Origin of the sequence: Shewanella sp. UCD-KL21, assembly GCF_001957135.1 — a bacterium.
In the GTDB taxonomy this organism is placed as follows: domain Bacteria; phylum Pseudomonadota; class Gammaproteobacteria; order Enterobacterales; family Shewanellaceae; genus Shewanella.
Genome location: NZ_MPHK01000003.1, coordinates 93,607 through 116,622 on the forward strand (window position 1 = coordinate 93,607; position 23,016 = coordinate 116,622).

The 23,016-nt window shown below is 40.5% G+C and carries 22 protein-coding genes; 13 read left to right on the plus strand and 9 right to left on the minus strand.

Translation table 11 applies throughout. The features are described 5' to 3' along the window. Positions 1-642 precede the first annotated feature (642 nt). Complete coding sequence (gene ggt, locus BM739_RS03945) at positions 643-2,397, minus strand: gamma-glutamyltransferase (protein WP_076537479.1); 1,755 nt, start codon at positions 2,395-2,397, stop codon at positions 643-645. Between the two features lie 90 nt (positions 2,398-2,487). Here ggt and BM739_RS03950 point away from each other — a divergent pair, with 90 nt between their 5' ends. Then, positions 2,488-3,672, plus strand: a complete 1,185-nt coding sequence (locus tag BM739_RS03950; protein ID WP_076537481.1) for a GNAT family N-acetyltransferase — start codon at positions 2,488-2,490, stop codon at positions 3,670-3,672. Positions 3,673-3,755: 83 nt separating this feature from the next. Here BM739_RS03950 and BM739_RS03955 read toward each other — a convergent pair whose 3' ends face one another. From BM739_RS03955 to sbcB, 4 genes are all read right to left on the minus strand, one after another. Continuing rightward, entirely contained in the window at positions 3,756-4,079 is a 324-nt protein-coding gene (locus BM739_RS03955) for a putative quinol monooxygenase (protein ID WP_254843461.1), read from the minus strand. A gap of 36 nt (positions 4,080-4,115) precedes the next feature. Further along, a complete protein-coding gene (locus BM739_RS03960) occupies positions 4,116-4,739 on the minus strand; it encodes a LysE family translocator (protein WP_076537484.1) in 624 nt (207 codons plus the stop codon). A 170-nt stretch (positions 4,740-4,909) separates the two neighbouring features. Beyond that, positions 4,910-5,800 carry a cytidine deaminase gene (cdd, locus tag BM739_RS03965; RefSeq protein ID WP_076537486.1) on the minus strand — a complete coding sequence of 297 codons (891 nt, stop codon included), beginning with the start codon at positions 5,798-5,800 and terminating at the stop codon, positions 4,910-4,912. A 43-nt stretch (positions 5,801-5,843) separates the two neighbouring features. Beyond that, on the minus strand, positions 5,844-7,256 hold the full coding sequence (gene sbcB, locus BM739_RS03970; RefSeq protein ID WP_076537488.1) for an exodeoxyribonuclease I: 1,413 nt from the start codon (positions 7,254-7,256) through the stop codon (positions 5,844-5,846). 283 nt (positions 7,257-7,539) lie between these two features. On the opposite strand from sbcB, the gene BM739_RS03975 reads away from it, so the two are divergent. The 3 genes from BM739_RS03975 (at position 7,540) to BM739_RS03990 (ending at position 10,030) form a co-directional block, all read left to right on the plus strand. Beyond that, positions 7,540-8,388 carry a hypothetical protein gene (locus tag BM739_RS03975; protein WP_076537490.1) on the plus strand — a complete coding sequence of 283 codons (849 nt, stop codon included), beginning with the start codon at positions 7,540-7,542 and terminating at the stop codon, positions 8,386-8,388. 196 nt (positions 8,389-8,584) lie between these two features. Next, the gene (locus BM739_RS20355) at positions 8,585-9,544 is read left to right on the plus strand and encodes a 23S rRNA (guanine(745)-N(1))-methyltransferase (protein WP_254843462.1); all 960 of its coding nucleotides are present in this window, start codon (positions 8,585-8,587) and stop codon (positions 9,542-9,544) included. Between the two features lie 279 nt (positions 9,545-9,823). Beyond that, positions 9,824-10,030, plus strand: a complete 207-nt coding sequence (locus tag BM739_RS03990; RefSeq protein WP_012155714.1) for a cold-shock protein — start codon at positions 9,824-9,826, stop codon at positions 10,028-10,030. A 700-nt stretch (positions 10,031-10,730) separates the two neighbouring features. Here BM739_RS03990 and BM739_RS03995 read toward each other — a convergent pair. From BM739_RS03995 to BM739_RS04010, 4 genes are all read right to left on the minus strand, one after another. Further along, positions 10,731-11,633, minus strand: coding sequence for an ABC transporter ATP-binding protein (locus BM739_RS03995; RefSeq protein WP_076537492.1), 903 nt, complete (start codon positions 11,631-11,633; stop codon positions 10,731-10,733). After that, positions 11,630-12,463, minus strand: coding sequence for an ABC transporter permease subunit (locus BM739_RS04000; RefSeq protein ID WP_076537495.1), 834 nt, complete (start codon positions 12,461-12,463; stop codon positions 11,630-11,632). The genes BM739_RS03995 and BM739_RS04000 overlap by 4 nt, the downstream gene beginning before the upstream one ends. Before the next feature lie 169 nt (positions 12,464-12,632). Then, positions 12,633-13,292, minus strand: coding sequence for a YceH family protein (locus tag BM739_RS04005; protein WP_076537497.1), 660 nt, complete (start codon positions 13,290-13,292; stop codon positions 12,633-12,635). 78 nt (positions 13,293-13,370) lie between these two features. Further along, positions 13,371-14,204 (minus strand): S1 RNA-binding domain-containing protein, encoded by an 834-nt coding sequence (locus tag BM739_RS04010; protein WP_076537500.1) that lies wholly within the window; start codon positions 14,202-14,204, stop codon positions 13,371-13,373. A gap of 498 nt (positions 14,205-14,702) precedes the next feature. Between BM739_RS04010 and speE the strand changes: the two genes are divergently transcribed. The 9 genes from speE to BM739_RS04055 all read left to right on the plus strand — a co-directional run bounded on the left by speE (position 14,703) and on the right by BM739_RS04055 (position 22,862). Then, the gene (speE, locus tag BM739_RS04015) at positions 14,703-15,581 is read left to right on the plus strand and encodes a polyamine aminopropyltransferase (RefSeq protein ID WP_217697825.1); all 879 of its coding nucleotides are present in this window, start codon (positions 14,703-14,705) and stop codon (positions 15,579-15,581) included. 28 nt (positions 15,582-15,609) lie between these two features. Continuing rightward, positions 15,610-17,523, plus strand: coding sequence for a biosynthetic arginine decarboxylase (gene speA / locus BM739_RS04020; RefSeq protein ID WP_076537503.1), 1,914 nt, complete (start codon positions 15,610-15,612; stop codon positions 17,521-17,523). A gap of 50 nt (positions 17,524-17,573) precedes the next feature. Beyond that, entirely contained in the window at positions 17,574-18,503 is a 930-nt protein-coding gene (locus BM739_RS04025; protein ID WP_076537505.1) for an adenosylmethionine decarboxylase, read from the plus strand. 30 nt (positions 18,504-18,533) lie between these two features. Continuing rightward, positions 18,534-19,466: an agmatinase gene (gene speB, locus BM739_RS04030; protein ID WP_076537508.1), complete on the plus strand. Its 933-nt coding sequence runs from the start codon at positions 18,534-18,536 to the stop codon at positions 19,464-19,466. Between the two features lie 205 nt (positions 19,467-19,671). After that, positions 19,672-20,310 carry a pyridoxamine 5'-phosphate oxidase gene (gene pdxH, locus BM739_RS04035; protein WP_076537510.1) on the plus strand — a complete coding sequence of 213 codons (639 nt, stop codon included), beginning with the start codon at positions 19,672-19,674 and terminating at the stop codon, positions 20,308-20,310. A 60-nt stretch (positions 20,311-20,370) separates the two neighbouring features. After that, positions 20,371-20,820, plus strand: a complete 450-nt coding sequence (locus BM739_RS04040) for a YaiI/YqxD family protein (protein WP_076537513.1) — start codon at positions 20,371-20,373, stop codon at positions 20,818-20,820. Between the two features lie 131 nt (positions 20,821-20,951). Next, positions 20,952-21,527: a YceI family protein gene (locus BM739_RS04045; protein WP_076537515.1), complete on the plus strand. Its 576-nt coding sequence runs from the start codon at positions 20,952-20,954 to the stop codon at positions 21,525-21,527. 57 nt (positions 21,528-21,584) lie between these two features. Further along, positions 21,585-21,935, plus strand: coding sequence for a DUF3802 family protein (locus BM739_RS04050; RefSeq protein WP_076537518.1), 351 nt, complete (start codon positions 21,585-21,587; stop codon positions 21,933-21,935). A 48-nt stretch (positions 21,936-21,983) separates the two neighbouring features. After that, positions 21,984-22,862 (plus strand): RimK/LysX family protein, encoded by an 879-nt coding sequence (locus tag BM739_RS04055; protein ID WP_076537521.1) that lies wholly within the window; start codon positions 21,984-21,986, stop codon positions 22,860-22,862. Positions 22,863-23,016: the final 154 nt, after the last annotated feature.

Genomic DNA, 23,016 nt, shown 5'->3' on the forward strand with positions numbered 1-23,016 from the left:
CTTTGGTTGCAAATCGCTATTGCTTGTGTGCGATAACTTCATGTTCTCAAGTTATAAAACGTTTTTAGTATTTTAAATTAATGTCTTTCATATGGACTTATTGCCACCTTAGAGGTGTGGTATCCATCATTTGCTTAAAATTACCTATAACGGATACTGAACTATAAATAAAAATTGTTACCTTGTGGTTATTATAGTTGCTACGATGTTTAAGTCTGTTCTTGTTGTTACAATATCGGCAGTAATGTTTAAATGCTTAAGTTTTATTTAATGTTTTTTTGAGTTGTTAAAATATTGATATAAAAATCTGCTGCGAAGAAGTGGAATTTAATTGGTTTTTGTTGTTGGGTTAACTTGTTATTAACATTGCGTTTAGGTTTTACGTTGATAATACAATCTTGCGCATAATTAGAGCTGTAATTGATTAAATTTGAACGTCATTATTAGTAGAAAGTTAGAAGGATTGCTGGGATATATGAAAAATAGCGGCAGGCTTAAGCTACAAAGCTTGAGTGATTTTATTGTTTATAGCGGTGTTTAAATAATAAGCACAATGAATGTCAGCGCTTTAGAGGTGCATTAACTATCTATGGTGTTTGCTGGTTGGCCATAAATAGCTAATGCGGATGTTGCCCCTTACATTTAGTGACCTAAGGTTTCTGAGCCAGCACGTCGTGGATCAGATGCGCCAAACAAGCCTTTGTCGGTTATCATTATGGATTGGGTGCTGCCCATTGCACTGCTGGTTTTTACCTTATGGCCTTTCGCTTCCAGTAACGTCACCGTGTCATTATTTAAACTGGTTTCAACACCAATGTAATCTGGCAACCACTGATGATGAATTCGCGCTGCGGCGCTGGCTTCGGCAATATTGAGCTTATGGTCAATAACATTCATGATCACTTGCAGTGTGGTGGTAATAATTCGTGAACCACCAGGGCTGCCTGTCACTAAAAATGGTTTACCGTCTTTCATCACAATCGTTGGGCTCATTGAGCTTAGTGGCCGCTTATTGCCTTCAACTGCATTGGCTTCACCGCCGATTAAGCCATAGGCATTGGGAATACCAGGTTTAGCGGAAAAGTCATCCATTTCATTGTTAAGTAAAATGCCGGTACCTGCAGCAACCAGCCCAGAACCATAACTGAAGTTTAGGGTATAGGTATTTGATACAGCATTGCCCCATTTATCGACCACAGAGTAATGGGTGGTTTGATTACTTTCGTAAACCGATAAATCACCAGGCTTAATTTCGGCACTGGGTGTGGCTTTGTTATAGGCAATTTGCTTAGCGATTGAATCAGCATATTTTTGACTAGTGAGCTTATCTGTCGGCACGTTATGAAAGTCAGGATCGCCTAAATACTCACTTCTGTCAGCATAGGCATGCTTCATGGTTTCCGTCATTAAATGTAATGTTTGCGCAGTATTATGACCTAAGTCTTCAATGGGATAGTGTTCGAGTATATTAAGCATTTCAATGATATGAATACCACCAGAAGAGGGCGGTGGCATGGATACCACTTTATAGCCGCGGTATTCGCCTGTTACGGGCGCTCTTTCAATGACCTGATAGTTTTTCAAATCATCCATGCTCATTATTCCGCCAGCTGCTTGAATTGCTGCGACAATTTTCTCAGCGGTTTCGCCTTGATAAAAGCCTTTACTGCCATGCTTAGCAATTAATGATAATGAATGAGCTAAACCTTTTTGCACTAAGGTGTCGTTAACGGCAAAACTGTCGCCATTATTTTTATAAAATATTTTGGCAGAGCTTGGCCATTGGGCGATTCTGCGCTTAAGGCCATCCAGTGAGTCGGCTAGATCAGAATTAATGACAATGCCATTTCGGGCTAACTCAATAGCAGGTTTAATGACTTCGCTCATGCTCATGGTGCCGTAGTTTTTTAACGCAAGCTCAAAGCCCATCACAGTGCCTGGCACGCCAACCGCTAAACCATGTTCACGGCTAAGTGTTTTTACCACATCGCCTTGTTCATTTAAAAATATATCTTTGTGGGCTTTTGCTGGCGCGGTTTCGCGGTAGTCGATAGCAATGGTTTTATCTTCTTTTTCAAGATGAACTAACATAAAGCCGCCACCGCCAATATTACCAGCTCTAGGTAAGGTGACCGCTAATGCAAATCCTACCGCGACAGCAGCATCGACAGCATTACCACCGCGCTTAAGAATATCGACCCCAACTCTGGTGGCTAATGATTCTTGACTGGCAACCATGCCATGTTGTGCCCAAATTGGCTGGGAAGTATCTGAACGGCTATAAATTGATTGTTCGTTTGCAGCTTGAATTGGCAGCGGGGAAAAAGATGCAATACTCAGTGCCAATGCAACACCTGTTGAAATGGCTATAGGTTTCAGTGTTGAAAATAAACCCATTTTCAATCCTTTATAATAATAATCATGTGTTGCAATGTGCCATAACTATGATCTAATACACAATATCTAATGGTGTCTTTTTGAGGGAATATGACTAATTCGCACCCTAACGGCGTTGAAATCAGCTTTTATACTGCTGTTGCTGATATTTCTAAGCTTGAGTGGCAAGGTGTCTTTTCGGACCAAAATCCATTTACCTCTTATGAATACCTTAATGCATTAGAGCAAAGCCTGTGCGTTACAAAAGATACCGGCTGGCTGCCAAAACATATTGTGGTCAAGCAAGCTGGGGTTATTGTTGCTATTGCGCCTTGTTACGAAAAATCTCACTCTTGGGGTGAGTACGTGTTTGATTGGGCATGGGCTGAGGCTTATGAACGTAATGACTTAAGCTATTACCCAAAGTTAGTGCTGGCGGTGCCATTTACACCAGTAACTGGTGAGCGTATTGGGTTTAATTGCAGTCAATCAAGTTTAAACAAAGCCGAGATCATCGCTGCAGTGAGTAAATTTTTACATAAGACACTTGGTCAAGGATATTACTCTTCATGGCATTGTTTGTTTTTACCCAAGGCTGATTATTTGAGTTTGGCTCAAGATAATATTTCTAGGCTAGGCACTCAGTTTCATTGGCATAATCACAACTATCAGCACTTTGATGATTTCTTGCAGCAATTAGTGTCACGTAAGCGCAAAAATATCATCAAAGAGCGCAAGGCTTTAGCTAGGCACAATTTAGGTTTTGAGTTTATTGATGGTGACAAAGCGACTGCTGCACAATGGCAAGGCTTTATTGCTTGTTATCAACAAACCTATTTAAAACGCTCAGGTCATGGCGGTTATTTATCGGCGGCGTTTTTTCATCAAATTGCCGCAACGATGGGCTCAACGGTCAAGCTATTGCTCGTGACAAAAGCATCAACAGCGGCAACTAACCAACAAGAAAAATTAATCGCTGCAGCATTGTACTTTGCGACAGATACGCATTTATATGGCCGTTACTGGGGCTGCTTACAAGCCATTGACGGCTTACACTTTGAAACCTGTTATTACCAAGGTATAGAGTACGCCATAGCGAACGGGCTTATGGTGTTTGATGCTGGGGCGCAAGGTGAGCACAAAGTAGCCAGAGGCTTTGTACCTATAGAAACTTATTCTAATCATAATCTTGCTCATCAAGGCTTTAGCAGGGCTATTGAAGATTATTGCCAGCAAGAGCAACTGCATATAAAGCAGTACATGCAGCAGTTAGATGAAAGTTCGCCATATAAATAGCTCAGTGGCTAGTTCTAACAGGCTAAGTCTAATGGTGTGTTTTCTATTAACAGTTATCAAATGACTGCTAAGACAGCCGCTATTTAATCCTTGATGAGGCTATTGACTTGATAGTGTCGGCTGACATTTTTACTCACAACGGCCCAGTCAGAATGACTGGTTCTTTGCTGGTGGTGCTCAAAAGCTTGTTGGTTTTTAAAGGTTTCACAGACGTAAAACTTAACAGGGTTGCTTGCATCTTGGGTGACTGAAAATGATAAGCAGCCTGGCTCTAGTTTGGTTAGATGAGAATGCAGTTCAAGGGCTTTAATGACAGCATTCAATTCAGCGCTGGGGACTAATATATAGCCTGACAATGTTACATTACTCATATTATTGGGTTTAGCATTATTTATAGTATCGCTCATGTTATAAGGCTTTATACTCATCTGTTTTATAAGAGATTACCCCAAGGCCAGCCAAAACCCAACGCCGACCATTAAACTGCCCGCTATGCGATTCATTAATTTAATATTGTCCCCACGAGATAGAAAAAGTCTCAAGCTCTTTCCGCCACTGGCGTAAGCTAACATTGAAGCTGATTCTGTGAGCATGATAATCGACAATAACCAGAAAAGTTGCGTTCCAACAGCTTTGTCGACATTAATAAAAGGGGGCAGTAATGAAATCATAAATGCCCATCCCTTAGGATTGGCAATCGCGGTTATAAAACCTTGTGACATTAAAGCGGAATTACTGATGCTAGTATCAGTTTGCTGGCCTTCAATAATGGCCATTTTTCCTTTTGAACGCCACATGTTAATACCAATATAAGCAAGATAAGCGCCGCCCAACCATTTTAAAATTTCAAATACATCAGGGTAATTGAGCATCACACTAGCCACGCCCATTACTGCGGAAATAGCCACCAATGCCACGCCAATAAGTTCACCTAGCATCATCCAAAGGGTGCGTTTAACGCCAATGCTCATACCTAAAGTCATCGCCAGTGTCATACACATACCGGGAGTGATCGATACAAAAAAGAAAGTGGGAATAAAAACGGCTAGTACAGCTAAATCAGGCATTAAGGTTCTAATATAAGTAAAGGAACATTATTGTAGGAAAGTGCGAGTTTAAGGTTTTACGCGGTGAGTGTAAATATGACTGTAAAGCCGTCGGTAATTTAATGATAGCATTTGAGTACAACCCATGTCTGAATGACCTATGGGTTGTATTCAATGGCAATTAGATAATATTAGCTTGGCTCTACTACTATATGCTCAAGTTCTACTGCACAAACTGCTTGTAATGTATCCATAGTGGCATTGACTAAGCTTATCTTGCCCTTTGATGACTCAATGAGCACAGCGCGGTTGATATCACTGTATTCACGGTTATGGCGAATTAAATTAGATAGTGCCATTTGCATTGGCATCATAGATGGATTAAAAGCTGCATTTTCAGCGTAACGTCCACAATAGGTTTTGTCGTCTTTGGTTTCTAGAACCACTGCAGCAAAGTTATTGGTATAAGGCGCATAGCTTAGGCCTGCTTGATCTATGGCTTCAATTATCATCGGATCATCAGAGCTTAAACTAAACTCAATGTTACTTTTTGATAATAAAGGTTTAGTCACCTGCAAATCAGCAGGGCCAAAGGCATATGGTAAGTAATGACTCAGTAATTGTGATTGCTGACCTGGCAAGTGAATTTTAATACCAATGCCGTCGACCAATTCATTGATAAACTGACGACAATGACCGCAAGGGGTAAAGTTGACAACAATATCAATAATTTTTTGCTCGCCATTGAGCCATGCATGGCTTATCGCGCTTTGCTCGGCATGGACGGTATGAAATAGGGCTTCAGAAGCTAATTCAAAATTGGCTCCCATATAGATATCACCACTTTCACCCTTGGCGATAGCGCCGACATAAAACTCACTAATACTTGGCTTGGCGAGGGCGGCAGCGATGGGCAACAAGCTCAGTAGTAATTGCTCTTCATCCATTTGCGATGCCGTGACGAGTTGAGCTAATTGGCTTGCATCAATATGGCCACAAAAATCGTCATTAAGTAATGGGATTAATGCGCTTGCCAGTGGCTTGGGTAGTTGGGTGATGCTATCAATAAAGCGATTTTGCATGACCAATTCCTTTATAAAATGATTAATGACTAAAAGCTTGCTGTTATAAGGCTTGCAAATACATGCACAGTGCTTTTAGTAATTTCTGCTTATGTTCATTGTCGCTGGTTTCTTCCAACAAGTTTTCGAGATTAATCACATAATCGGCATCTGATAAACGTTGTTGGCAAAACTCTCGCCACCTTAATGACTCATCGTGGCTTAAGGTTTCTGGGTAATTACGGCCACGATAGCGAAACAGCATCTGCTCGATGCGGGGATCGTCAAATTCTAGATTAAGCGCGGCTAAATTTTCGGCTTTGGTATTGCGGATCATTTCCATTTTGGCTTTATCGGCGCGGCTAAAAAAACCGCCGCTATAAAGCATTAAATCAGGATCTGTCGCTGCAGGGTGATTATTCACCTCGAATACCGCCTGCATTTTTTCTCGCAGCTCAGGGTGCTGTTTAAACAGTTTGTATTGCTGACGAGCAAAGTCCATATCAAATTGGTGCCTTGCAGCCACTGCTTCAGTGAGTAACTTAGGCGTTCCAATAAATGGACACTTATTAACGTGGATTTGCTTTAACGGAATCGGTAATTCATCTGGGGCTAAATCGGCACGTGAGGTATACATGCGCTCGACGATATCTTCTACCGATAAGTCGATCAGTGGGCTAATATCCATTGCCAAATTAATACAAATCATGGCGTTTTTATTGGATGGATGCGGCGCAACAGGCGCGATTAAAGTGACACAGCCTTTAGCTGCGCTGATTTTAGAGCTCACATGTACCAAAGGCTGCATAAAGTCGCCTTGGATTAACTCAGCAACTTTATTTTTATTACGAAGGTTAAAGTAATAATCATATAGCTTAGGTTGTTTTTCTTTAATGAGTTTTGCAATGGCAATGGTGGCGTATACGTCACTCATGGCATCATGGGCTTGTTCATGACTTAAGCCATTGGCTTGGGTTAACTGCTCTAATTTAAAGCTTGGCGAGCCATCTTCTTTTAATGGCCAGTTGATGCCTTCTGGTCTAAAGGCATAACAGGCTCTGACTAGATCAATGATATCCCAGCGAGTGTTGCCGTTTTGCCATTCACGAGCATAGGGGTCAATGAAATTACGGTAAAAACCATAACGGCTAACTTCATCATCAAATCTTAATGAATTGTAACCAGCGACACAGGTATTGGGCTGGCTAAATATCGCATTGATGCGGCCCATAAACTCAGATTCAACCATGCCTTTTAAATTGGCTAATTGCGGGGTGATCCCAGTAACGAGTATCGCTTCTGGTTTAGGAAGATAATCAGTTGCTTGCTTACAATAAAAGTTTTCAGGCTCACCAATGATGTTTAAATCATAATCAGTACGGATACCTGCAAACTGAGAAGGGCGATCTTTTGCTGGGCTTACCCCGAAGGTTTCATAATCGTGCCAGAAAAGAGTAGGTTGTAAAGCGCTTGCCATAATTAACTATTGTCCTATAACTCATGTTTTGCCATCTTAGCACTGTTATTTACGAATGTTTACCTGTGGGAATTTATTTGGCTGGATTTTAACTCTAGCATCGAGCATTTTTGCTGGTTTAAGGGGCGTTTGAGCAAATAATTAAACCTTGTTGATGGTATAAAAACTGCTTTATCATTAAAGCTGATTTATGTAAAAAGCACTTAATTTTATAGGCTTAAGTATTAATTGGTGACGCAATTCATTTTGCTGGTTACAATTTAAAAAAATCAGAGGTAACTACATGTATAACCATTTATTAAGTCAGCCCGTTAAATATGAAGTGGAGCAGCATCAGACTTTACATCTTAGCCTACCTGATGAAGTAAGTGATTTTGCGATATTACCGGCCTTGAGCCAGCCTATTGCTGAGGTCATAGTAAAAGAGCTCAAGTTTAATAATGCGAATGTGCTGCAAGGTGCGACTATCATCTTGACTTGTCAGCCACTGTTTAAGGTGTCTGTTCTAGAGCAAAACAACACGCTTGTAGATAATGATCACAATCTCATTAGCCAGCTAAATCGCGGCGTAGGACAAGGCTTTCGTTTGTATGCCCGCTCAGGTGTCGCACCGAAAAAATCCGCAACCATGTTAAGGCAGGGAACCACATTAGTCTTTTCATTTGCTGAAAGTCTTGAAATTAAGGTAAAAGGGCAGTTTGGTGATGCCATTAAACTGGAAGATGATTTTAGGCTTAATCAAGAACCTAAAGCATTAATGCATGCAAGGGCGATTTTAGCCCGCAGTTTTAATTATGAAGATTCGCCGTCAACCATTGCGATAAATATCAGTGAGATTGAACAAGTGCGAGCTGAAATTACCGCTTATTTGTCATCAGAGCATAATAAGGTCAACGCAGTGATTGCCGCTCAGCTGATAAAGTTAGATAATCTACTCAGTCATAAACACCGCTGGTTACTCAGAACCTACAGTCAATCGCAGCAGCGCACCAATTTTGCGACTGCAGCCAATGAGTTATCAAAAAATGTTGAAGATCTGCAGCGCAAGCTTGAATGCTTTAGCTTATTGGCTCCGGCGGATGTGAGCCAGATGGTCGAAAAATTAACCGAAGATCATGAGTCGTTATTTTAGCTACCATAGCTTAATCGGCGCAACTTATACCAAACCGATTTATAACTAACTGAGGCTAATTATAAGTTTTTGACCCTTTGTGATTTTAAGCCTCAAGTTTTTATAAACCTAAACTAAATCAGAATTTAAATCACAAACTTGAATCACAACCTAAAATTCAACTTAATCACCTTTTTCATTTCTATAGAGTTATGTCATGCAATATATTTGTCCAATCTGCCAAACAGAGTTATCACTGCACCAAAAGTCATGGCATTGTCAAAATCGTCATCAATTTGATTGCGCTAAAGAGGGCTATGTGAACCTGCTGCCAGTGCAGAAGAAAAACTCCAAAGACCCCGGTGATAATAAAGAGATGATGCTAGCGCGCCGAGAATTTCTGAACCAAGGCTATTATGAAAAGCTCAGTGATAAAGTGAATCAGCTCGCGGTTAACTATGCTGCTAATGCACAATGTGTGCTTGATATCGGTTGTGGTGAGGGGTATTACAGTAACAGGCTGCATAGCGCTTTAAATGATAATAGCGCTTTAAATGATAATAGCGCTTTAAATGATAATAGCGCTTTAAATGATAATAGCGCTTTAAATGATAATAGCGCCTTAAATGAAAATAGTACTTTAAATGCAAGCAATAATGCGCCTGATCCCACCGCAGAAGTCAATGTAGAGCAACCATGTCACCTACAAGGGTTAGATATCTCAAAGTCTGCAATACGTTACGCTTCTAAACGCTACCCGCAAATGGACTTTTGTGTTGCTAGCGCTTATGAGATGCCGTTTTCAGCGTCAGCGTTTGATTTGGCTATTCGTATTTATGCACCGTCAAAAGTAGAAGAGTTGCAACGGGTACTTAAAAAAGGCGCTATTTTAATTACCGTAGCACCTGGGCCAATGCATCATTTTGCAATGAAAAAAATTATTTACAGTGAGCCCAAACCCCATGATGAGTCAAAAGCGCAGATTGAGGGCTTTAGCTGCTTACATCAGGAGCGATTACAGTATCAGCTTGAGTTATCTAAAGCCGTTGATATTGAAAACTTTTTGAATATGACTCCCTATGCATGGAAATTAACCGCTGAGCAAAAGGCTGAAATTTCAAATCAAGGGCTTAGCTGCGAGTTAGACTTTAGTATCGAAATTCACATCCGTAATTGATTTGTCATATAGAACTGGTATTTTACTATTTGAATCTGATATTTAGTTGTGAAATTTGTTAGTCCGAGCACTGAATATTGTTGTTGTAGCATCTATATCAAATTATATAGCGATTTAGTTGACATACCCGCAAAAAGGTTCATAATCTATCGGGCTTGAAGGTTGGGCTTAGTTTATGTGTTTCAATACGACCAGTTTCGTCCTGTGAACATAAGTAAAACCGGCATTTTCAGCTCTACTGCCGTTAAGGCTTTAATTTATATATACAGGATTTATATCATGTCTCAAGTTACTGGTGTTGTTAAGTGGTTCAACTCTGATAAAGGTTTCGGATTTATCGAGCAAGAGTCTGGTCCAGACGTATTCGTTCACTTCCGTGCTATCAACTCAGACGGTTTCAAAACTCTTGACGAAGGTCAAAAAGTACAGTTCACTGTTACTCAAGGACAAAAAGGTCCTCAAGCTGAGAACGTTACTGTAGTTTAATTATTCCTAGCTTCGGCTAGTATAATTAATAAAGCTGTAGTCTTTGACTACAGTTTTTTTTTGCTTTTTTAAAATTAACCCTTAAATTAAGCCTATAATTTCAATGGCTTATCTAGTTAAGTTGCTTCACCCCAGTTGTAGCCCTATGCTCTGCTAGCTTAGATTTTGATTTGATGACTCTCTCCTTAGCTGCATTTTATCAGCTTAAACGCATCCATCCAGACCATGTGTTTTACTCGCTTTTACCTGCATTAGAAATAACTTTACTATTCCTTACTGCGATTACTATTTCGTTACTGGCGATTGCTTAGCGTTTTTCCCTGCCTGCTTATCACTATATTTTTGTTATTTGAATCTTGGATTTTGGGCGTTATAGCTTCCTATAGATATCTACAATCTTGCTGATTTGTTCTAGATTGTCAGTTTCAGCGGTATGTTTGCTGATGTTGATTTTATTTAACTAACAGCAAAATAAACAAGTATTTCTCAGGGATTAGTAAACAGAAAAGTCATCGCTCAATGTTGTTTTTACAGTTAAAAAATCGACATTTTTATTTTGGCAGCAACTTCAGATACAGCGAGATTTGAAAATATTGAAGAGTTCTAGCGTGATGTGTGTCACGTTTTAGTTAATTGCTTTAAAAAATAAAACCCAGCAATAATTGCTGGGTTTGTTAGCTTTAATCAAGCCAATGGCTGCTTAATTTGAAAATAGCGTTTCTTCTAAGCTTCGTCCTTTCATCATCGCTTTATATTGCCAGCCTTGCTCGGTGAATAATGCCAGTAATGACAACTCTAAGCTAAAGCTCACATCTATACGGTGCTCAATAATTATTTGCTCATCGTTGTTAATTTTCACATTGAGAATATTAGGCAGCAAACGCACCTTATCACTTAGTGTACTGATGTCAGCTTGCTGCATCGTCAAGGTTAAAAAGGCGGTTTCAGCATTTGCTTTCATTGACACTGATTGTTGTAGCTGACCATTTTCTAAATAGACAACTTGATCGCACAGTTTTTCAAGTTCTTCTAAATTATGGGAGCTAATAACAAAAGTGGTTTCTGCCGATAAGTCTTTTACTATTTGACGGATTTTTTTTGCGTTAACGGGATCAAGCCCTGCAGTGGGTTCATCAAGTAATACCAGTTTAGGCGAACCTATCAACGCTTGAGCGATTGAAACTCGTTTACTCATTCCATGACTGAGGCTTTTAGGTAACATTTGCGCTGAGCTAGTTAAGTCAACTAATTCAAGCACTCTAAGTGCTTCTTGCTTAGCTTGCTTCGCTGACATACCTTGTAATTTACCAAAAAAAGTAAGTTGCGACACAATACTAAAGTTGGGGTCTAACGCGGCATCTTGTGGTAACGCTGAGACAATATTTTGTAATTTAGCACTGCCTGGCCTTTCGCCAAAAATGCTTATTTCACCATTGCTGGGATGAATAAACCCACAAAGTAAGCTAAAAAGGGTGGTTTTGCCGGCGCCATTAGGGCCTACAAGCGCGATAGGGGCACCAGCATCAAGTGACAGATTGATATTAGATAGCGCCGCTTTATTGCCATATTGCTTAGAAATATTAGTACAGGTTATTAGCTTCATAGTGCACTCCTTTGCATGTAAATTCGGCCAAGTGCAAGGATTACTATGGCTTGAATGATTGGGATCGGGGCGTAAATAAGCGAGCCAAGGCCCTGAGTATTAATCATTAAAGATAACTGTGAACCCGGCAAAAACCAGCTAATGAACGAAACAGCAGGCAGCTGACTATTAATAATGGCTATAACGATACCGCTGAGTGCCCAGAGAATTACCGCATAAATGCTGGCCATTCTGGCAGAGTTGGCGTACCAAGATAACACCGCCATCACTGCGGTATAGGGTAAAAGGACGATAGTGATACTCAAAAATACCGCAAAACCACTGGCTAATGCATCGCCAAGTAAACTAGCATCACGGCTTATGACCATCACAAGGGTGGCGATAATGGTTAGCAGCAATAGACTTGATTGAATTAGCATTTGCCCTAAAAAACGGCCAAAGAAAATACTGTCTCTACTGACTCTGAGACTTAAAAATCGAAATGATCCTCTTTGTTTATCAGAACTAAACTGATCAGCAGTAATGAAAATACTGAAAAAAGGAAATAGATATAAAGCCATACACCAAAACACTGCAAATTCAGCCACTGACCAATTAAATAATTGATCTAAGGTGCCAGGGCCGTATAGACCTTGGATCAAATCTTTGGTTGCGGGTTCTAGTAGGTAGCTAGAGGCACTATTGACTGGGTATAAAAGGATAATAGCCCAGATCAAGGAAAAGGCGATTAATGCTGCAATGCCTTTGGTATTGGTAAAACGTTTACTGACCTCATAGGAGGCAATGAGCCATAATTGGCGTATTGCTGAAGGTCTTTGAGTTGAATCCATTTAGTATCAATCCTTGCAAATACAATAATATTTTAGTCATCATACTTTATCGCTACTATTTAGCAGATTAATTTTTGTTAAATTACCGGCAAGCTGTGCTCAACAGTGTTGCTTGCTGAGCACGCAGTATAAAAAGTGGCTTGAGAGTAGATGCTTGTTATTAACAGCGTTAGTTTAATAATTGCTCGAGTTCTTCAAGGCGCTGAGTTAACTCACTGACTTGGGTTTCAAGTTGCTCCACTCTAGCAGCTAAGGCCTGTTTATCTGCTGCTGATGGCGTACTTGCAACACTGGCATCGAATGTTGTTGTGCCTTGTTCAAGGTATTGCTTATCAGAAAATAATTGAGCATAGCGATTATCACGACGGCCAGCTTCGCGGGGAAGTTGGACGATTAACGGCTCTTCACGGCTGGCTAGCGCTTGTAATGTGGATTCGACTTGCTGAGGTGTGTCAAAAGCATGTAGTCGATTACAGCGGGTTTTGAGCTCACCTGGCGTTTGTGGCCCACGCAGCAGCATCACAATGATCACTGCAAGTTGATCACTGCTAAGTTGTAAGTCACTGAACTCGGTATTACAAAAACGATGCTTGTATTTTACCACTCGGCTGCCAAAACCTGACTGCTCACTGATAAGTCGCTTCTTGGCTAAATCATCAATAATGGTTTGTACTTCTGTTTCGGTTAATGCCATGACGGGTTCACGGCTACTTTTTTGGTTACAAGCAAGGGTGATTGAATTGATTGAAAGCGGGTATTGCTCAGGGGTAGTAATTTCTTTTTCTAATAAACAGCCAATAACGCGGGCTTCCAGATTGCTAAGTTCCATAAATTACTCCAAATAAAAAAGCATGGTTTGTTATAACAGAACCATGCTTTTTATCAAATAATTTGGCTATTTAGGGGGCTATTTAAGTAATCTAATGCCGTCAGCTTCAATGCTAATTTGTTTCGCTTTGAATAAACCGCCAATGCTGCGTTTGAAGGCTTTTTTGCTCATGGCGAGTTGCTCGTAAATAATCGCTGAATCAGTCTTGTCATTTAATGGTAAAAAACCACCTGCGCGGTGCAGCTTATTAATAATGGTTTCAGCATTTTTATCAAAGCTTTGTTGACTGTCTTTTTGTAAAATCAAATCCACTTTGCCATCTTCACGAACAAGCTTGATATAGCCTTTGATTGGTTGACCAAAGCTTAGGCGTTGGAATACTTCATTTTGATAAAGTACGCCCCAATGGGCATTATTAATAATGGCTTTGAAACCTAAATCAGTGGTGCCACCAATGATCAAGTCAACTTCTTCGCCCACTTGATATTCAGCAGGTGTCTTGTCTAAAAACTTATCGACCTTTGCTGATGCCATAATGCGTTCATCGGCTCTATTGGCATGCACATACACTAGGTATGACTTACCTTCTTCAATGTGTCGATGCTGCTCACCAAAAGGCAGTAATAAATCTTTGTCTAAGCCCCAATCTAAAAATGCGCCAAAAGGGCCAGTAGCAATGGCTTCTAAATAAGCAAATTCACCCACTTGTGCATAAGGTGTTTGGGTGGTCGCAATAACAATATCTTCAGAATCAAGATAAAGAAAAACATCTACCATATCGCCGACTTGACAGCCTTTAGGGGCAAATTTATTGGGTAACAGCACTTGCCCAAGTTCTTCAGCATTTAGGTAAACGCCAAAATTAACTTGTTTAACGACTTCTAGGGAGTATTTCTTTCCGATCTGTATCATTCGCGACTCTGGTTCACTAAGGTTATGAAAAAACAGTTTGATTATATACCCAATCAGCTTGCTTGTAACTTGGGTTTCTAAACAAACTCATTGAAGTTAATTTTAGGTGATGACTATCATCTATACTGTTAGATAATATGCTATGGCTATTAGTTAGGAAGTTGCTGTTATTTAACAAAAAAAACATCGTCAATTTGCAGCGACTAAATATTAAGATATTTTTATATTAAAATGGATTTTTCTTGCTTGCATTTAACCGGTTAGCAGGGTTTAATTGCGCCGCTTTTTTATTTGCACTTTTCAAGCTTCTGTCGTGTGATAACCGTGAGACTGTTTGCTATGTTTATGGCTAGCTCACAGCAGGTATTGAGGCTTGAATGTTTGCTATTAACTGAGTTGTACATGGCCACATCGTTTGGGTCGCTTTGTATGGCTCTTTTTGCTCACTTATTTCTACGTGGTGTTATGACAAAAATAACCACGTTGGACTTTTATAACATGATAAACAAATCAGATATTTATTACGAAACATTGCACGCTGGCTATGGTCAGTATTTTGAGGTTGAGCAGGTTTTGTTTGAACAAAAAACACAGCAGTGGCATTTAAGTATTTTTGAAAATAAAACATTTGGCCGTGTTATGGCGTTAAATGGTGCGATTCAAACCACTCAAAAAGATGAATTTGTTTATCATGAAATGATGACTCATGTGCCTATTATTGCCCATGGTAAAGCCAAACGAGTACTCATTATTGGTGGCGGCGATGGCGGTATGCTAAGACAGGTGCTTAAACATAGCGCGATTGAGCAGGTTACTATGGTTGAGATCGATGCTAATGTGGTTGAAATGTGTAAAACCTATTTCCCGCAACATTCTCAAGGTGCGTTTGAAGACCCAAGAGTGAACTTGGTTATTGATGATGGCATGCATTTTATTGCCCAGTGCCAAGGCAAGTTTGATGTAATTATCTCTGATTGCACTGATCCGGTGGGGCCAGGTGAAGTCCTGTTTAGTTCACCATTTTATGAAAATTGTAAACGCTGCTTAACTGAGCAGGGTATTTTTGTGGCCCAAAACGGCGTGGCTTTTTTACAGCCAGAAGAAATACAAGATACAGTTCGTAGAATGAGCCCTTATGTAAAAGACTGCTGGTTTTACACTGCAGCAGTACCGACTTATATTGGTGGCACCATGGCATTTGCGTGGGCGACCGATGATGTGTCTGCCAGACAGCAAGATTTAGCAACATTAACCCAACGGTTCGAGACGGCAAATATTAATACTCGCTATTATACGCCTGCTCTTCATATGGCAAGTTTTGCATTGCCAGCTTTTGTAGAAAATGCAGTCAAAAGTGCGCAAGCAACCACTGCATAATTTGCTAGATATAGACGGAATAAAAAATATGAAAGATTGGTCTATCGAAAATGCACGTGCAAGCTATAACGTGACGCATTGGAGCCAGCAGTATTTTGGTATTGCAGATGATGGTGAAGTGACAGTTACTCCAGATCCATCTAAACAAAACTGTACCATTGGCTTAAATGAACTTGCAAAAGACATGGTCAAAGCTGGGGTGTCGTTACCTGTATTAGTGCGTTTTCCGCAAATTTTGCATCGCCGGGTTGAAAACTTATGTGATGCGTTTAATGCCGCGATACAAAAATACGAATATCAGAATGACTATTTATTAGTTTATCCGATCAAAGTGAATCAACAACAAACCGTTGTTGAAGAAATTCTTGCCAGTCAAAAGTCTAAAGAAGTGCCACAACTTGGCCTTGAAGCAGGTAGTAAACCTGAATTAATGGCGGTACTGGCAATGGCGCAAAAAGCCAGCTCAGTCATTGTTTGTAACGGCTATAAAGATAAAGAGTATGTTCGCTTAGCCTTAATTGGTGAAAAGCTAGGTCATAAAGTTTATATCGTCATTGAGAAGTATTCAGAGCTTAAATTAATTCTCGAAGAGTCAGCAAAACTTGGGGTAACACCCCGTTTAGGTTTACGTACCCGTTTAGCTTTCCAAGGTAAAGGTAAGTGGCAAGCCAGTGGCGGCGAAAAATCAAAATTTGGTTTATCTGCAGCGCAAGTGCTAAAAGTGCTAAATGAGTTAAAGCGCGTCGATAAAATGGAATCATTACAACTGATCCATTTCCACTTAGGCTCGCAAATTGCCAATATTCGCGATATTCGCCAAGGTGTGAGTGAAGCGGCGCGTTTTTATTGTGAATTACGTGAAATGGGCGCCTTAATTGATACTTTCGATGTCGGTGGTGGTTTAGCCGTAGATTATGATGGTACCCGAAGCCAAAGTAATAACTCGATGAATTACGGCTTAGCTGAGTACGCTAACAATATCGTTAATGTGTTAACGGATATTTGTAATGAGTACGACCAGCCTATGCCGCGAATTATTTCAGAATCAGGTCGCCATTTAACCGCGCATCATGCCGTGCTCATTACTGATGTGATTGGCACCGAGTCTTACTATCCTGAAGAGATCCACCCGCCAGAAGACAGTGCGCCGCAGTTACTGCATAACATGTGGATGTCGTGGACGGATATGAGTGAGCGCCCAGATAGCCGCGCTATTATTGAAATTTATCATGACACCCAAAGTGATATAGCTGAAGCGCATTCATTATTCTCGATGGGTCAATTGACCTTAATGCAGCGCGCTTGGGCTGAGCAAACCAATTTACGTGTTTGTCATGCACTTAAAAGCTTATTAAGTAATAACAACCGTTTTCATCGTCCGATTATTGATGAATTGAATGAAAAATTAGCGGATAAGTTCTTTGTTAACTTTTCATTATTTCAATCAATTCCAGATGCTTGGGGGATTGATCAGGTGTTCCCAATCTTGCCATTAAGTGGTTTAGATAAGCCACCAGAAAGACGCGCGGTCATGCTTGATATTACCTGTGATTCAGATGGTATTGTAGATCAATATGTAGATGGTCAAGGCATTGAAACGACGTTGCCAGTGCCAGCATGGTCAGCTGAAAGCCCATATCTGATTGGCTTTTTCATGGTCGGTGCTTATCAAGAAATTTTAGGCGATATGCATAATTTATTTGGTGACACCAATTCTGCGGTTGTGCGTGTAGAAGACAATGGCTTACCTAATATTGAGTCTGTGTTGGCTGGCGATACGGTTGCTGATGTGCTGCGTTATGTCAACCTTGATGCCGTTGCATTTATGCGTACCTATGAAGAGCTTGTGAATCAGCATATTGCTGAAGATGAAAGAGCATCGATTTTGGAAGAGTTACAGTTAGGTCTAAAAGGTTATACCTATTTAGAAGATTTCTCGTAAAAGTGTTTTTGCGGCCCGGTTAAATCGCGCCGCTGTTTTAGGTTTAATTTATGTTTTTTGAAGGTTCTGAAAAGAAAATTGAAGTCATCATTGCTGACTCCGATGTTAAATTACGGCAATTTGGCCAGCCTTTTTGGGCTGGCATCGTTGCTTGTGCTAATGCTGAAATTTTATCTTCAGTGAGTAATGATTATTGCGACGCTTACTTACTTAGCGAATCAAGCTTATTTGTTTGGGATGATCGCTTTGTGATGCTAACGTGCGGCACCACAACCCTTGCTGATGCGGTTATGTCATTTATTGATCACGTTGGTGAGCAAGCCATTGCTTTTGCCAGTTATCAGCGTAAAAACGAGTATTTGTCGCATTTACAATCAAGCTCATTTAAAGAAGATTTGACTAAAATTCGTCAAACAGTAACCGGAAATGCCTATCGCATTGGTCACTTAGATTCCCATCATCATTATATGTTCAGTACTAAAAAGCCATTTATTGCGCCAACAACTGACGTCACTAATGAACTATTGATGTATCACATTAATGGTGCTGCAGCGGATTATTTACGTGGCGTAAATCAGTCTGCACAGGGTATTCGTGACTTGCTTGAATTGTCGGTGCTATTTCCTGATTTTATTATTGATGACTTTTTATTTGAGCCTTTTGGTTATTCCATCAATGGCATCAAAGATGAGTCATATTTCACCATTCATATCACCCCGCAGGAAAAAAGCTCCTATGTGAGCTTTGAAACGAATCTGAATCTTGCAGATTATCCTGTTGATGTTTATGGCAAGTTATTGAGCATTCTTAACCCTGGTAGCTGGGATGTGATTGGCTTTAACTCTCCGAGAAACACTCAGGGGTTCCCTGAACATTTATGTTTAGGAAGTTGCTCATTAGCTACTGAGCAAGGCTATACCATTGATTTCAGTCATTATCAGCAGCTTTGTCATGAAGTGTTGATCCCAGAATATTTGTAGTTATTGGCTTAAGCCATTACGGAGATTTTTATGAGCACTTTTGCTGAAAAAGCAGATTACTCTTTGTATTCAAATGCATTTGGCTACTTACGTCAGCCATTAGATTTCAAACCCACTGAAACCGATGCGGATGTAGTGGTTATTGGTTTGCCATTTGATATGGCCACCACTGGCCGTTCTGGTGGCCGTATGGGCCCTGAAGCCATTCGCCGTGCATCAGTCAACCTTGCATGGGAAGAGACTCGTTGGCCATGGGATTTCAGCTTAAGCGAAACCATCAATATCGTTGATGCTGGCGACTTAGTGTTTGATTGTGGCGATCAAGAAGATTTCACCACCCGTTTAGAAGCGTTTGCAACCCGTATTCTTGATGCAGATAAAGCACTACTCAGTTTTGGTGGCGATCACTTTGTGACTTTACCACTGCTGCGTGCTCACCATAAAAAGTACGGCAAAATGGCTTTACTGCATTTTGATGCGCATACCGATACATACAGCCAAGGCAGTAAGTACGATCACGGCACCATGTTTTATCATGCGCCTAATGAAGGGTTAATAGTGCCTGAAAATTCAATTCAGATTGGTATTCGTACTGAATTTAATGCAGCCGATCATCTATTTAAAGTGATTGATGCAGCACAGGCCAATGATTTAACTGCTGAGCAAATTGTCGAACAAATTAAAGCCAGAGTAGGCGATATGCCGCTTTATGTGACCTTTGATATTGATTGTTTAGATCCCGCTTATGCGCCTGGTACTGGTACGCCGGTATGCGGCGGGTTAACCAGTGATAAAGCGATGAAGATCATCCGCGGCTTACGTGGCATGAACATCGTTGGTATGGACGTAGTTGAAGTAGCGCCAGCCTATGATTCTGCTGATATTACCGCTTTAGCAGGGGCAACTTTAGGCCTTGAGATGCTCCACGTTTGGGCTGCAGGCAAAGGTTTAGTAAAAAAATAGTCGCAAATTAGTCTTAAATTAACGATGAAACAGTTTACCGCCCTTTAAAAAAACCAACGTTCATCGTTGGTTTTTTTTATCGGAAATGAATTGTTTTTCAATGCTGATAATATTTGTCAATATTGTCATGATCATATATCAGTGTTCGTGAGTATAATGGCAACATATACAAAGACAGTTGCATCTAACGAGGTTTAGCAAAGATATGAATGATTTAACAGATATCCGCCGTGAATATACTCAAGGTGGTTTAAGGCGCAATGATCTCCCTGCTAATCCAATGACGTTATTTGAAACTTGGATTGAGCAAGCCAAAGACGCGCAATTAACCGATCCAACCGCGATGTGCGTGGCCACTGTTGATGAGCATGGACAACCCTTTCAACGTATTGTGCTATTAAAAAAGTTTGATGATGATGGCTTTGTGTTTTTCACCAATCTAGAAAGCCGTAAAGCCACTCAATTGGCTCACAATGCCAAAATCAGTTTGTTGTTCCCATGGCATCCATTAGAGCGCCAAGTCGCCGTCACTGGCGTGGCAGAGCCGTTATCCATGCTTGAAGTGACTAAGTATTTTATGAGCCGCCCTAAAGACAGTCAAATAGCCGCATGGGTGTCAAAACAGTCCAGTAAAATTAGCGCAAGACAAGCCCTTGAAGGTAAATTTAATGAAATGAAGAATAAATTTGCCAAAGGTGAAGTGCCGCTACCAAAGTTTTGGGGTGGTTACCGCGTAAAAGCTGACAGTATTGAGTTTTGGCAAGGTGGCGAGCGCCGCTTACATGACCGTTTTATTTATCAAAAACAAGATAGCGATTGGGTTATCGATAGACTTGCGCCTTGATAAGCGGCTTAAATTGCGGGCTAGTTAGATGTGTATAGATAAAAATTGACGAGAAAATGAATGACTAAAACAATTTGGGTTGATGCTGACGCCTGTCCTAATCCGGTTAAAGAAATGCTATTTCGCGCCGCCGATCGCAAAAAAGTGCCATTGATATTAGTGGCCAATCAACTGATCCGTGTGCCAGCATCGGCTAATATTTCCGTGGTCAGAGTCAGCTCAGGTTTTGATGAAGCTGATAATTACATTGTTGAGCAATTAAATAGTGGCGATTTAGTCATTACCGGTGATATTCCGTTAGCGGCAGATGCCATTGAAAAAGGCGCCGTGGTGTTTAATCCCCGTGGTGATATCTATACCGTTGATAACATAAAACAACGTTTGACCATTAGAGACTTTATGGAAGAGCTAAGAAGCAGCGGCGTGCATACCGCAGGGCCAAATAGTTTCTCACAGGCCGATAAACACGCTTTTGGGCAAGCATTAGATAAATGGTTGAGTCGCTTGTAAAAGTTTCTTTAGTCGCTATAGGGTGCAAGGCTGCATCCTTATCGAACTCAAGGTGGTAATAATAGCGCTTCAGCCAGTTAAGAAAATTTAATCTATAATTTAACTGTTTTTATTCACAAAAAGGATTAATGATGAAAAAATGGATCGCAGTATTACCATTAGTATTACTCAGCACCTCAGTGTTGGCCGCAGATTGGCAAGTGAAACAAGCGCATTCAAAAGTGAGCTTCATTTCAATTAAACAAGCCGATGTTGCTGAAGTACATGATTTTAAACAAGTCAGTGGTAATTTGACCTCAGCAGGGGCCTTTAACTTAACGATTGATTTGGTCAGTGTTGATACCGGTATTGAAATACGTGACGAACGCATGCAGGCCATGTTATTTGAAGTGGCTAAATATCCGCAACTACAGTTAAGTTCGATGGTTAATCCACAACTGGTGGCTGATCTGAGTGTTGGCTCAACGTTAGTGACCCAAATTGATGGCACAATTGAGTTACATGGTAAAACCAAGAAGCAATCATTTGATGTGTTGATCGCTAAATTATCAGACACAAAAATGGTGGTGACCAGTATGTCTCCTGTCATTGTGCAAGCGGCAGATTTTGGTTTAACTGACGGGGTGAATAAGTTGCGCGAAATCGCTGGCCTTGGCAGTATTAGCTTAGCGGTACCCGTGTCGTTTGTATTAACGTTATCGCAATAAAACATATAGTGGCTTTTGTGTGAATCACATACAAAAGCCACCTCATTAAGGTAAGTAATGGTCACAGATAAAGACGGTTATATTCATTTAATTCAATATTTAACTGAACATTTAGGCCTATTTGAAAAGTCTGAAGCCAGCAGCATTAACAATCAAACGGTTTTAGAATTATTTGAAGATCAGTTATCAGCCCAAATCATCATGGTATGTGGCCAAAACCCCAAGCTTTCATTTGAACAAAGAAATGACATCATTCGAGAAATTGATGCCATTGTTTATGATCTTGAAGAAATTCTCGCAAGTGTCGCTAAGCATAATGCTACGGCGCAGCAGAGTATTTTTATCACTGAGTTCTCAGGACTTATTAAGAATTTATTCGATAAAGAAATCGAGCAACTTCTCAGATAAACCTGTTTTTAACGTCATTATTTCAATTATTCATTATTAGGAACCTGCATGTTTAAATCTCTTGTTGGTGCAATGCTATTCATTTGTATGTCTTTTTCATCAGTGGCGGCTGAAAAACAAGTGTTGGGGCAAACTGAAATGATGTCAGTCAGCCAAGGCGGTATTGTGTTTGAGGCTCGTATGGATACGGGAGCGGTGAATTCTTCATTGCATGCGCTTAATATTAAGGTGTTAGGCGGCAGTGCCAAGAAAATGAAGGATAATGTGGGTAAAACCGTTTCGTTTACCACAGAAAACGAAAAGGGTCAGCAGCAGCAACTGAGTGCCAAAATTGTTGGTACTTCGACCGTCAGTAACTCCCAAGGCACTGAAACCCGCTACGCGGTTAAATTGCCCATTACCTTCGGTGACAGCAACCGTACGGTAAAGGTTAATCTTCGTAATCGTGCCACCATGGATTATAAATTACTCATAGGTCGAAATTGGCTAAAAGGTAAATATGTGGTTGATGTGTCAGAACAAAAACTAATTGGCCCTACTGCAGACATTAGCATTGTAGAGTCTGGGTTAATATTTGATACCCGCATTGATACTGGCGCCGTTGAGAATTCATTACACGCTACTAATCTGCATATTATTGGTGAAGACAAAACCAACATGGAAAGCAATGTCGGTAAAGATGTCACTTTTACCACCATGAACGAGAAGGGCGAGCAAGCACAGGTCACTGCTCGCATTCATAGCACCTCGTTAATTCGTAATGCCCAAGGCAGTGAGATCCGTTATATGGTGACCTTGACCCTAGGTGAACCTGGCCAAGAATTCAAAGTTGATGTGAATTTACGTGATCGCAGTAAAATGACCTATAAACTGCTTATTGGACGTAATTGGCTGCAAGGTTACTACATTGTCGATGTGGATATGTAAACCTGTTTAAAGATTCAATACCGTTCAGTTGAGCGGTATTTTTTTGTCGACATTATTTAAATGGTTAGCGTTAAGTTGTTATTTTTGCATCTGCATTTAGGGTAATGTTTGCATTAATCATAAACTTCAAACTTAACCCTTGCCCCCCAAAAAA